The following is a 12594-nucleotide window of genomic DNA, read 5'->3' as shown; positions in this document are numbered from 1 at the left end:
CGTCCAACAAAACCTATTCCCATGAACCGATTTAGAAATTTCCGCTTCGGCACTCTGCGCGAGTCTATTCCTTTTGCTATTCTGATTGCCCTTTATTTAGTCGTAAACCAGGCGGCTCAGGCTCAAACCGGCTCGCTGGCCGATGTCAGCTTTATGGAAGGTCGCTGGAAAGGAACCTTCAACGGCGGGCCGATCGATGCGGCCTGGGCCGCTCCGCAGGGCGACAACCTGGCCGGTTTTATGCGCATGATGAAAGACAACAAAGTGACGATGTATGAACTGTTGATCTTTGAGCAAACCGAAAAAGGGCCGATTGTGCTGGTCAAACACTTCAAACCCGGTTTGATCGGGTCGGAAGAAAAAGACGTATCCGACCGGTATTCGTTCGTCGAGGCCAAAAAAAACCAGGCCTTATTTGAGAAATCGGACGGCTCGATCCGGATTATCTACGAAAAACGCTCGGACAACCAGCTGGTGATTCAACGCGGCAATCAGAAAGACGGCAAGTGGGTTTTCGCCGATTTGTTTGTTTTTGACCGGGTGAAGTGAGGAACTCGGTAAAGGGCCGGGGTGTTGTGACGTGAAGCCCGTATACCGGGCAACACCCACCGCATGAAAAAAGTCTTAAAAAGAATGGCCCTGATTCTCGTTTCCCTCCTCATTCTCCTGGTTATTGCCGCCGTTGCGTTTGTGAATTTTGCCCCCCAATTCGGCGAAAATCCGGCGGGTGAGCGGTTGAAACGCATCCAGGCTTCGCCGAATTTTAAAGACGGTACGTTTCAGAATCTGGTGCCGACCAGCCTCGATATGTCGGCGGGGAAAATGGTGTCGGCCACCTGGAAAATGCTGACGGGCGTGCCGGGGGCCGAGCCAACCGATACCATCCAAACCGTGCCGTTTGACGTAAAACAGTTTGAAGGCAACGGCGGACCGGAACAGGTTGCCATTAGCTGGTTCGGACATTCATCTTTGTTGATTCGGATTCAGGGAAAAACCTTGCTGACCGACCCGGTTTTTAGCGAACGGGCGTCATTTGCATCTTTCAGTGGCCCAAAGCGGTTTCCGTTCGACCACTACATGAACGTCGATGAACTGCCGCCCGTAGACGCCGTTGTGCTGTCACACGACCATTACGATCACCTGGATTACGAGACTTTTACAAAGCTGAAGGGAAAAGTCAGCCGGTTTTTTGTGCCGCTGGGCGTCGGTGCGCATCTGGAAAAATGGGGCATCGCGCCGAATCAGATTACGGAACTGGACTGGCATGAATCCGCAAAATTCGGTGATCTGACGTTGGTTTGTGCCCCGGCGCGGCATTTTTCCGGTCGCAGCCTGACCAACCGAAACGGCACATTATGGTGTTCCTGGGCGTTGTTGGGAACGCAGAAACGGGTGTATTACGGGGGCGACACGGGCTATTATCCGGGTCTGAAAAACATCGGCGAAAAATACGGCCCGTTCGACATTGCTTTGCTGGAGTGTGGCGCCTACAACGAAGACTGGATCGATATTCACATGATGCCGGAACAAACGGCTCAGGCTCAGTTGGATGTTAAAGGCGACCTGTTGATTCCGATTCACTGGGGGAAATTTAATCTGGCCCTGCACACCTGGCGCGATCCCATTCAGCGGTTGATGAAAAAGTCGGCCGAACTAGGCACCAAAGTCGCCACGCCCCGGATTGGCGAAGTGGTCGTTCTGGGTTCGACGGTTCCGACCGGGCGGTGGTGGGAAACCATGCCGTAGTTGCTACAACCGATCGACCAGTCCCTTCATCATTTCCACAAAATACGCCCCGTTTTCCGGCCCGAACCAGTTCATCGTCCTGGTCTCGTACGAATTCTTGTGGTAATATTGATCAGGCGTAATGTAACCGACATAGCCGCCGTTGAAACTCGTGACCATCAACTGAAAGCCTTTCCGGTCGGCTTCCTGCCGAAGTTCGGCCACCAGCTCGCCCGAAAAATCGCAGGGCGTACCGAGCAAAACCGTCTGACCGATGCGTAACGCCTTCAGGTCGGAAGGATAGTCGCCGTAAACCGAATGAAACAGCCAGCCGCGTACCCGCCAGTCTTCGATTACACGGGCCTGGGGTTCACGCAGTTGCAGGGGTAAGGTCAGAATTTCCAGTGTGCTGTCGGGCTGCGTTTTGATTTGCGGCAAGGTTGGCAAAATCCGCGCGGTCAATGTGTCTGCGTAGGTTCGGATGGTGGCAAATTCGTCTTTCCCCGGTGTGGTTTTCGACCCGGTGCTACCCACCGAACCGGCCATGAAGGCCACAAAGCTCCCGGTTTGCTTTTCCAGCCGGTCTACCAATGCACCCGGATAATCGCGGCTGAGGTATTGGTAATCGGCCGCCCGGAAAATTGTAGCGTGTGCTCCGAACGTACAGAGGAGGGCCGACTCGCCGGTCTTTTTTTGGAGCTTCAAAAGCCGCACATTGGCATCCACTTTTCCCTCCTGGTTCATCCGGTTATACACCAGATCGGGGGCATCGAACTGCGAAAAACCGACTTCTACCGGTGCCAGTTGCTTCTCCGCCAGCACAATGGATTTCAGAATGGTATCCGTAATGTGATCGACGACGCGCTGGTCAAAATCGCCCGCAAACAGCTCACCTACTAAACCGGGTGCCCAGCCGCCCAGGCTATTGTGGCTGTGAATGGCACCCGTGAACACCTGATCCCATTGAAAACCGATCTCCGGCAATCTTTTTTTCAGTTGCTCGGTTACGGTGGGGGGCGTAATGAGTAAATCCAGCGCAATAATGGCTACTTTGGTGCCGCCGTTGCTGAGAACGATGGTTCGGACATAAATGGAATCGCCGACGGTGGTCCAGTGCTGGCCTCTTCGGGCACCATAACCACCCGTCGGCGTGGTGAACGAAGGCGTTAGATTGGCCTTCGCCCAGCCAGCCTGCAGACCCGCAGACGGATTAGGCGGGGGAGCCAGATCCAGCAGTTGTTGCCGCGTATACCGGTAATAGTCGGTTTTTCGGTACGGCTGATCATCGACCGGGGCCAGGCTGACAGCTAAAAACAGGAGAATGGCCGCAACCAGACCCAACAGCACTTTGAAGAAGATACGGAAGTATTTCATGATTTTTGAAGCCCAAATCTAACAAAATCTAACCTTGTATCCTCAAATCCAGTTAATAGCTAAAATTAGTTTATCGTTTAGTAAATATGGGTACCCGGTACGGTTAAATTATTTTCCTGATTTCCAGTGCGTTCAACCGTGTAAAACCATAAATTTTAACCGATAAACCCGTTTAACACGACAGGTGATTATTTTTACGGATGCAAGCCAGCACAACCCCATCGAAAACGGATACCACCCCTAAACCGGTCGTTTCCCGGCGGCTCGACCGCATGTTTCTTGCTCTCAGCGACGTCGCGTCGTTTGTCGGGCAATTTTTTAAGGAAGTTTTTGTTCCGCCCTACGAAGGGAAGGAAATTGTCAGGCAATGTTACGAGGTGGGCGTTCGTTCGCTGCCGCTGATTTCGCTGACCGGTTTCATCACCGGCATTGTGTTTACCAACCAGTCTCGACCCTCGCTGGCTACCTTTGGGGCCACTTCCTGGCTTCCCTCGCTGATTTCCATTGCGCTGGTTCGGGCGCTGGCTCCGCTGGTAACGGCCCTGATTGCCTCCGGGCGGGTGGGCTCCAACATCGGGGCCGAGCTGGGTTCCATGCGCGTAACGGAGCAGATCGAAGCGATGGAAGTTTCGGGTACCAATCCGTTTAAATTTCTGGTCGTTACCCGGGTTCTGGCTACTACGTTCATGATACCGGTTTTGGCAATGTTCTTCGTTTTTCTGGGCGTAATGGGGTCCTATGTCAATGTCGCCCAGAACGAAAAAACCAGTTTCATGTCGTTCATCGAAACCTTTTTCAGTTCGATTACTTTTCTGGACATCAACTCCACTGTAGTGAAAGCGCTTATTTTCGGGTTTACCATCGGCATTGTTGGCTGTTACAAAGGCTACAATTCATCGAAAGGGACGGAAGGCGTCGGAAAAGCGGCTAACGCGTCGGTGGTTACATCGATGTTTCTGGTTTTTATCGAAGAACTGCTGTTTCTCCAAATCATTAATGCCATTCGCGCTGCGTAACGCATGAACACGAAAAAATCGGTTAATCACCCGAAAGAGTCCGTCATTGTGATTCGGGACCTGAAAATTTCGTTCGGCGATTTGCACGTCCTGCGCGGAGTCGATCTGGATTTGTATCAGGGCGAAAACCTGGTGGTACTGGGTCGCTCAGGAACGGGCAAGTCGGTTCTGATCAAGATCATCGCCGGTTTGCTGGAGCCGGATGAAGGGTCGGTGAATGTGCTGGGCGAAGATGTGGCCAAACTCAACAAGCGGGAACTGGATGCGCTGCGGCTGAAGCTGGGGTTTTCCTTTCAAAACAGCGCGCTCTACGACAGCATGACCGTTCGCGAGAACCTCGAATTTCCGCTGATCCGGAACGTGCGGAATCTGAGTCGCAGCGATATTGACAAAGCCGTCGAGGAAGCTCTGGAGGATGTTGGGCTGAGCCAAACCATCAACCAGATGCCGTCACAACTGTCGGGTGGGCAGCGCAAGCGGATCGGCATTGCCCGGACGCTGATTCTGAAACCGGAAATTATGCTTTACGACGAACCCACGGCGGGGCTGGATCCCATTACGTCCAACGAAATCAACAACCTCATCAACGAGGTTCAGGAGCGCCACAATACCTCGTCGATCATCATCACCCACGACCTGACCTGCGCCAAAACCGTCGGCGATCGCATTGCGATGTTGCTCGATGGCCGGTTTGAACGGCAGGGCACGTTCGAGGAAGTTTTCTCGGATTCGAACGATGAGCGCGCAAAACAGTTCTATGAATACAACTTTGTTAATTAAGCACTTAGGAGCTAACAACACGTTAATCCATACCTCAAAAAAGAGAATCAATGAAAGCGGCAGAAAATAAGCGGGCCATCACCGTCGGGATTTTTGTGTTAATCGGCATTGTCATTCTGGTTACGGGAATCATGGTGCTGGGCGGGCAGCAAAAGCGGTTTGTCAAGAGCATCCGTGTGAACGCAATCTTTGACAACGTCGGCGGGTTGCAGGCCGGTGCAAATGTCTGGTTTTCCGGTGTGAAAATCGGAACCGTTCGCCGGATTCAGTTCTACGGAAATTCGCAGGTCGAAGTGACCATGAACATCGAGGAATCGAGTCAGCAATATATCCGCAAAGATGCGCTGGCCGCCCTGAGCACCGACGGGTTGATCGGGAATAAAATCGTGGAAATTGTTGGTGGCAGCATGAAAGCAGGAACCGTAGAAGACGGCGATATTTTGCACGCCAAAGCCGCCCTGAACACGGACGAAATCATGGCGACGCTCCAGCAAAACAACAACAACCTGTTGCGCGTAACGTCCGATGCCAAAAAAATTCTGGACGAAGTATTGAAAGGAAAAGGCATGGCGGGGGCGGTTTTGCGGGACTCTACGGTGGCCAATCGCTTTAAAAATACAATGGCTAATCTTCAGATTGCTTCGAATGGAGCGGCTCAGGCTACCAAATCGCTGAGTCAGGTATCGAATTCTTTGAACCAGTATGCCGGTAAACTGAACACGAAAGGAACATTGGCCAGCGATTTGGTGTCCGACACGGTTATTTTCCACGACCTGCGGATGTCGTCGGCCAAACTACGGCAGGTATCGGGCACGGCGGCCGAAGCAACGGAGAATGTGAAGCGGGCAAGTGACAAACTCAACAGCAGCGACAACGCCATCGGAATTCTGCTCAACGATCGGGCCGTGAATAAGAACCTGAAAAATACGATCCAGAATCTGGAAAGCAGCAGCTACAAACTTGATGAAAACCTGGAAGCCTTGCAGCACAACTTCCTGCTGCGTGGTTTTTTCCGGCGCCGGGCCAAAGAGCAGGCCAAACAAAAAGAAGCGGCTGCAACAGCCGCCACCATTACACCCGACACGAGCGTGCGGAAGTAACGGGACGGAAACCGTATCTTTGGGTCATGGTAGCAACCCAACCCATTGGCGTGTTCGACTCCGGCTACGGGGGCCTGACGGTTCTCAAGTCGATTGTTCAGCAACTGCCGCAGTACGATTATATTTATCTGGGCGACAACGCCCGCACGCCCTACGGCACACGCTCGTTCGAAACCGTTTACCATTACACGCTGGAATGCGTTCAGCACCTGTTTGATAAAGGGTGCCGACTGGTCATTCTGGCCTGCAACACGGCTTCGGCCAAGGCGTTGCGCAACATTCAGCAGCTCGATTTGCCAACCCTGGCGCCCGACCGCCGGGTACTGGGCGTCATCCGGCCTACAACGGAGATCATTGGAACGTATTCCAAAACCGGTCACATCGGGATTCTGGCCACGCGCGGGACGGTGACGTCGGAGTCATATGTGGTGGAAATCGAAAAGTTTTTTCCGGACCTGAAGGTCTACCAGGAAGCGTGTCCGATGTGGGTGCCGCTGGTGGAAAATGGTGAACACAACGGTCCCGGTGCCGATTATTTCGTTCAGAAACACCTCGACCGGCTTTTGCAACAATCGCCGGAAATCGATACGGTTTTGCTGGCCTGCACGCATTATCCGCTTTTACTCCCCAAAATCCGGCAGTTCGTTCCCCAAAATCTGACGATTTTGAGTCAGGGCGATATCGTGGCCAACAGTTTGCAGGATTACTTACACCGCCATCCGGAAATCGACGCCCAATGCAGCAAAGGCCGGACGCTACACTTTTATACCACAGATTCGGCGGAAGAATTCGAACAGAAAGCCGGGTTGTTCTGGGGAAAACCGGTGCGGGCGGAATGGCTGAAGCTATAAGTAATAAGGAACCCGTTGTCGCTAAATTTCCTTATGAATTTAAATGTATCGACATGAAATAGCGATGGCACAACGATCCGTAAAAACCGTTATCAAACCTCAAGCCCAGAAAATGGGGCCTTTAACCATGCACCAGCCCTTGCCAGCCAACGGCATCGACCATCTCGATCCGTTTCTGCTGTTGCACCACCACGGGCCAACGGTGTTTCCGGCGCACAACAGCGGGTTGCCGTTCGGGCCGCACCCGCACCGGGGCTTCGAAACCGTGACTTTTATCTATGAGGGTGATGTGCAGCACCGCGATAGCAGCGGTTTTTCCAGCACAATTCAAAATGGCGGCATTCAATGGATGACCACCGGTAGCGGCCTCGTCCATTCAGAAAGCTCGTCCGCAGAATTCAGGGAAAAAGGTGGCCCGGTCGAACTCATTCAACTCTGGACGAATTTGCCAGCCCGGTTCAAAATGGTAAAACCGCATTATGTCGGGTTGCAGAAAGAGGCTATTCCGGTCGTGACGCTGGCGGGGGGCAACGGGTCGGTGGCCGTAACGTCCGGTGTCTGGGAAGAAACGACCGGACCTGTTCAGCCGGTTTACGATGTCGAACTGGCAAACGTAACCCTGTTGCCGGGTGGTTCGTTTACGCGCCGGATCGAAGCATCGCGCACGATTCTATTTTATTTGTTAAACGGTTCCGTCGTTGTTAATGGTCAGGAAATTACGGGCCGGACGCTGGTGGTTTTTGACAATGACGGCGATGAACTTGAGGTCCGCGCAACCGAAGATTCCCGCATTTTACTGGGATCTGCCGAACCGATCAACGAACCCGTCGTGTCCTACGGCCCGTTTGTGATGAACACCGAACAGGAAATCCGGCAGGCGGTTTCTGACTATCAGAGCGGGCGAATGGGACATCTCAGTTGATTTTCAAAACCGTATACGCGGCCTGATTGGGCTGGCGGGTTTTCGTCCCCACGGTCGTGTTCGCGCGGTCATCGTCGTGAATGACGAGCAGGTGATTGGCATCGATCAGCGTCAGATCTTCAGCTTTGTGGTTGAAGTGAATGGGCTGACCAGCGGCATCGCGCACCGGCTTGAAGGGTCGGTTGTTCAGCAGTTCGTCGGGCGTTGCCGTCCAGAGATAGGCGTCTAACTGCCCGTTGGTTTCAATGGACGTCAGCAGCCAGAACAGTTTGCGGTTGCGGTCGTATTCGATGCTCGACAAGGCCAGTGGTTTTGGTAAATCGGCTACCGTCGCCGGGTCGAAGTCGGCTACGATACGCCAGTTGTCGCGCAGCGCCAGCCGTTCTCCTCCGGCGGTTTTCTCTACAAAAAACGGCACGGTGACGATGCGAACCCGGTAGTCGAACTTATCATATTTTTCGCCTTCCTCCCGAATTCCGAACAGCAGCAGCGAATCCATCACCGCCAGCCCTTCCACTTTAAAATAAGGCATCCCGTTCGGAAAAGCCGGGCGGTTTTGGGCTAAAATTTTGCTGAGTTGCTCCCGGTAAGCCACGGAGTTTTTTGCCCCCCGCTGCGGTGCCAGCACCTGCGGATTCGCTTCGTTGCCTTTTTTCCAGTACAGAATGGTGTTGTAACCGTCCCAGTCGGTCGAACCCGCCTTGACGCGGTCGAAGGCGGTGGTCAGAAAAACATAGTCGCCGTTGGTCGCAAAGTCTTCGTATTTCCGGGCTTCCCGAAACGCGCTTGCCAGCAGGGGCGTGGGCCGGACGGTGGTGTCGGCGAAGTTTTTCCAGGGTTTGGTAAATACCGAACTGAGACCGGCGGGCATGTCTTTGTCGTTGGCGACGTACACCGTTCCATTATCGAACAAAACTGCTGATGCCTCGCACCAGACCGGGTTTCCGTCGGGCATTTTTGTGCCGGAATTGCAGCAGGTCAGCAGGCTTTCCGTTTCAATTGCCGCACTCAGAACCGGCACGGTTTTTCCGGTCGGGATCCGGCTTGTTTTACACTCGACCAGCGAAAAAGAGAGCAGCAACAGGCTGATCCAGATGGAATGGTTTCTCATTAGACAAAGCGGGAACAATAGATGTACATTACCAGAAGGTAAAATTAATGAAGGAAGCCTTAAATACCCTGTTTTTATGCAACACTTCCCGACCCCACCGCGTATCGTCAGGTATAGATAAAAAGGTTAGAATTACAGGCCCCGGTATTTGCCGGGGTTTTGTTTTTCAAGTGGTTACCATCAGTGCGGCCATGCGAAAGATAACGGATTTTACATCGTATATTTACTCGTATATCTGTCAAACTCGTCCTGCATGAAGCAACGCTACCTGATTAGCCTGATCGGACTCTTTTCTTTTCATCCGGTTTTTGCCCAATTGCCTTCACAACCGCAAAATCGGATTTATGCGGAAATCGGGGCTTTGGCCTCTTCCACCGATCGAACGCCTTTCTGGCTTCGGTCCAATCAGTACGGCATTATACCGCTGACAGCCCCATTTGGCACATTTCGGCTTGGCGGGGCTGGAGCCCTGTTGCTCAGCGACACAACAACGGGCCGCTACCAGATCCGCCCCAACCGGGCGTGGCGGTTGGAATACCAGGCCGAAGCGGTGGCCAATGCCGGGAAATCGAGCCAGCTTTTGTTGCCGGAAGCCTACGTAAAACTGGCACACCGGGGAATTGAGTTGGTGCTGGGCCGTCGGCGTGAGGTGATTGGTCTGGTGGATTCCACGCTTTCGTCGGGTTCGTATGCCTGGTCGGGAAACGCCCTGCCGCTGCCGAAGGTGCAGTTTGGAACGCGTGGTTTTGTGCCGCTCGGACGGCGGGGCTGGCTGTCGATCAACGGTTTTATTGCCCACGGCTGGTATGCCAAAACCTGGTATTTGCGTCACTCGTTTCTGCACCAGAAATCGCTGATTTTCCGAATCGGCAAGCCCACATCAACGCTTCGATTGTATGCCGGAATCAACCACAATGCGCAGTGGGGTGGACAATCCGACTACATCGACCCGAAATTTGCCGTCAATGGCAAGCTGCCCGGCCGCCTGGAGGACTTCCCGAACGTGCTGTTTGCCATCCGCACCAATGGCCTGAACAACGACCGGCTCACCTCATTCGATTACGTGAATTTATACGGTAATCACTTGGGTTCCATCGACTTTGCCGGCGAACTCCGGTTTCCGGCCGTGAACCTTTTCGTGTATCACCAACATGCTTTCGACGATGTGACGGGCATGTTTTTCAAGAATCTTCCCGATGGATTGAGCGGTATTCGGCTGCGCAACAACCGTCCGGGTGCTTCCGGTTTTCAGTTGAATGAAGTTCTCTTGGAATTTCTGACCACGCTGAGCCAGAGCGGACCTACCTTATACCAAACCGACAAAGCCTGGAAAGGAGCCGATAATTACTTCAATAATTCGCAATATCGGGAAGGCTGGACTTACCAGAACCGGGTAATCGGGACACCTTTTCTGACCCGCCGACAGGACATTCAGGCGGCTTATCAAAACACCAGCGACTGGGCCTTTGTCAACAACCGGGTTCAGGTGTTTCATGCGGCCCTGCGGGCGACGGTGGCCCGGCAAATCGACCTGCGTGCCAAGGTTTCCTACAGCCGCAATTACGGGATTCCGGAGGTTTTTCTGGCGGGACCTCCCACGCAGGTGTCGACCTGGGTGCAGGCTGGTTTTCCGTTGCGCTGGCTTGGTGGATCCTATCTGACAGCCGCTCTGTCGGCCGATGCGGGGCAATTGTATGAGGACGCTCTGGGCGGTTTTATAGGGTTTCGCAAAACCGTTTCGAGAGAAAAGAAGTAAGACAAGAGAAAAAAGACATAAACCGTTGCGGGTCTTTCTTCGCCCGTAAAATTTAATTCTGCTTTTTCCGTTGTAGGTTTGCCGCTGAACCAACACCGGCGTTCACCACTGAAGGGTCGTTTTACACGTTTCAGTTTGTGGTTTTCCCAGTTGAACCTTTTACCGATTTGATTCCCGTCGTTTGGTTACCACTTTTGTCGTATCGTGATGGATGCAGGCGCGAATGACCTCTTTCCGGAACAGTAAACAACTAGAAGAGCGTAACTATCAACCCGTTGTGAAGCTAAAAATACTGTATATCTTTCTCTGGTTCTCCACGGCGGCAACGCCCGGCTTTTCGCAAATAGCCCGAAAAGTGAACCTCATGCTCAACATGGGGTTGGGGATGCAGACGTATGCTTTGGGGGGATTGTGCAACGGAGCCTCTTTCGAACTCGGCTTTACGGATCAGGTCAGCGTGGGCGGTTTTTTCGATTATGCCCTGTACGGCACCAAATTCGGAGACCGCCAGTGGAAATCGCAGTTTGTGAGCATCGGCCTCCGCAGTTCCTACCACCTGGCCAACCTGCTGGCCATCGGGGATGATAAATTTGATCCGTATGCCGGTCTGGCCGTTGGCACACGCAGCACCATGCGCCGTGATAAGGAAGATCATGCGGGCTATTTTAAACCCCGCCCCAAAGGCATTTTTCCGGGTATACACCTCGGGGGCTTCTACCGGTTTAGCCAGAAAATCGGCGGTTTTGCCGAAGTGGGCCTGGGGATATCCCCCATCCGATTGGGAATCACCGGGAAATTCTAAGACGACCTCTTCCAGGTAGGTTGTCCAACTGTTAGAAAAACAACAGGAATGATAAATGTAAAATGATGAATGGTAAATGTAAAAGGGCATCAATACCGCACCCTTTTACATTTACCATTCATCATTTTACATTTATCATTTTACTTAAAGCGGTTCGCAGATACGGCTGCTTAATCTTCATATCCGTCGCTCTTCATCAGTTCCTGCTCTTCTTTTAGCCGCAGCCGTTGCACGTAGCCCGATACCCAGATACTTACTTCATAGAGCAGCACCAGCGGAATGGCCACCAGAATCTGGCTGTATACATCCGGCGAGGGAGTAATGATGGCCGCAACCACCAGAATGACGACCAGCGCATGACGGCGGTAGGCGCGCATGAACTGGGGGGTCAGAATACCAATTTTAGACAGGACAAAAGCCGCAATCGGCATCTGGAACGTCAAGCCGCAGCCCAGCGTCAGCGTCGCGAGCGTTGAAATGTACGAAGTAATGTCGAACTCATTGACAATGCGCGGATCAAGCTGGAAATTGGCCAGGAAGTTGAGCGCCAGCGGGGAAACAATGTAATAACCGAAGAGAACACCCGAGAAAAACAGCGACGTTACGAAAAAAACGGCACCCCGCGCAGCCCGGCGTTCTGACGATTTCAAACCTGGCATGATAAACCGCCACAGTTCCCAGAAAGCGTAGGGAAAAGCAAACAGCAGGCCAATCATCAGCGAGGCTGTCAGTGCCATTGTAAACTGACCACCCACCTCACGACTTTGGAGCGTAAAATTCAGCTTTTCAACGCATAAGTCCGTGAAGCCGGTTTTTTCCGACAGCTTACACATCATCCGGTAGGTCCAGAAGGTGGGGCTTGACGGTCCCAGAATCACCTTGTCGTATATTTCACGAATGTAGATGAAACTCAGGAGCGAAAATACCGCAATCGATCCAATGGCCCGAACCAGGTGCCACCGAAGTTCCTCCAGATGCTCGAGGAAGGTCATTTCCCCGGCTTCTTCAACCTCACTCTCGCTATCAAACTCTTGGTCTATGGGCTTCATTGAAGTAAATGAGTGAATGAGTAAATGAGCGAATGAGTGAATAGCTGCCGCGATTAAAAGCGTGATCTTTGATCCTATTCACTCATTCGCTCATTCACTCATTCACAA

Annotated in this window: 12 protein-coding genes; 9 read left to right on the top strand and 3 right to left on the bottom strand. The window is 52.7% G+C overall.

The window, feature by feature from the left end:
* Positions 1-21 precede the first annotated feature (21 nt).
* Positions 22-549 carry a DUF6265 family protein gene (locus tag ACO064_RS12760; RefSeq protein ID WP_421827727.1) on the top strand — a complete coding sequence of 176 codons (528 nt, stop codon included), beginning with the start codon at positions 22-24 and terminating at the stop codon, positions 547-549.
* 63 nt (positions 550-612) lie between these two features.
* The gene (locus ACO064_RS12755) at positions 613-1746 is read left to right on the top strand and encodes an MBL fold metallo-hydrolase (protein WP_421827726.1); all 1134 of its coding nucleotides are present in this window, start codon (positions 613-615) and stop codon (positions 1744-1746) included.
* Positions 1747-1749: 3 nt separating this feature from the next.
* On the opposite strand, the gene ACO064_RS12750 is transcribed toward ACO064_RS12755, so the two are convergent.
* Positions 1750-3099 (bottom strand): neutral/alkaline non-lysosomal ceramidase N-terminal domain-containing protein, encoded by a 1350-nt coding sequence (locus ACO064_RS12750; RefSeq protein WP_421827725.1) that lies wholly within the window; start codon positions 3097-3099, stop codon positions 1750-1752.
* Between the two features lie 200 nt (positions 3100-3299).
* Here ACO064_RS12750 and ACO064_RS12745 point away from each other — a divergent pair, with 200 nt between their 5' ends.
* The 5 genes from ACO064_RS12745 (at position 3300) to ACO064_RS12725 (ending at position 7768) form a co-directional block, all read left to right on the top strand.
* The gene (locus ACO064_RS12745; protein ID WP_421827724.1) at positions 3300-4115 is read left to right on the top strand and encodes an MlaE family ABC transporter permease; all 816 of its coding nucleotides are present in this window, start codon (positions 3300-3302) and stop codon (positions 4113-4115) included.
* Between the two features lie 3 nt (positions 4116-4118).
* The gene (locus tag ACO064_RS12740; protein ID WP_421827723.1) at positions 4119-4895 is read left to right on the top strand and encodes an ABC transporter ATP-binding protein; all 777 of its coding nucleotides are present in this window, start codon (positions 4119-4121) and stop codon (positions 4893-4895) included.
* A gap of 50 nt (positions 4896-4945) precedes the next feature.
* A complete protein-coding gene (locus ACO064_RS12735) occupies positions 4946-5995 on the top strand; it encodes an MlaD family protein (protein WP_421827722.1) in 1050 nt (349 codons plus the stop codon).
* Between the two features lie 26 nt (positions 5996-6021).
* Positions 6022-6846: a glutamate racemase gene (gene murI / locus ACO064_RS12730; protein ID WP_421827721.1), complete on the top strand. Its 825-nt coding sequence runs from the start codon at positions 6022-6024 to the stop codon at positions 6844-6846.
* 64 nt (positions 6847-6910) lie between these two features.
* Positions 6911-7768, top strand: coding sequence for a pirin family protein (locus tag ACO064_RS12725; RefSeq protein WP_421827720.1), 858 nt, complete (start codon positions 6911-6913; stop codon positions 7766-7768).
* Here ACO064_RS12725 and ACO064_RS12720 read toward each other — a convergent pair.
* Positions 7761-8879, bottom strand: a complete 1119-nt coding sequence (locus tag ACO064_RS12720) for a hypothetical protein (protein ID WP_421827719.1) — start codon at positions 8877-8879, stop codon at positions 7761-7763. The genes ACO064_RS12725 and ACO064_RS12720 overlap by 8 nt on opposite strands.
* Positions 8880-9132: 253 nt before the next feature.
* Between ACO064_RS12720 and ACO064_RS12715 the strand changes: the two genes are divergently transcribed.
* Entirely contained in the window at positions 9133-10635 is a 1503-nt protein-coding gene (locus ACO064_RS12715; RefSeq protein ID WP_421827718.1) for a capsule assembly Wzi family protein, read from the top strand.
* Positions 10636-10912: 277 nt separating this feature from the next.
* Entirely contained in the window at positions 10913-11437 is a 525-nt protein-coding gene (locus tag ACO064_RS12710) for a hypothetical protein (RefSeq protein ID WP_421827717.1), read from the top strand.
* Positions 11438-11607: 170 nt separating this feature from the next.
* Here the strand turns inward: ACO064_RS12710 and tatC are convergent, their stop codons facing one another.
* Positions 11608-12486, bottom strand: a complete 879-nt coding sequence (tatC, locus tag ACO064_RS12705; protein WP_114406291.1) for a twin-arginine translocase subunit TatC — start codon at positions 12484-12486, stop codon at positions 11608-11610.
* Positions 12487-12594 lie beyond the last annotated feature (108 nt).

The organism is Larkinella sp. (assembly GCF_965227735.1).
In the GTDB taxonomy this organism is placed as follows: Bacteria; Bacteroidota; Bacteroidia; order Cytophagales; family Spirosomataceae; genus Larkinella.
Note: the sequence above shows the minus strand (reverse complement) of the source record. Positions and strands in the feature narration are given on the sequence as shown.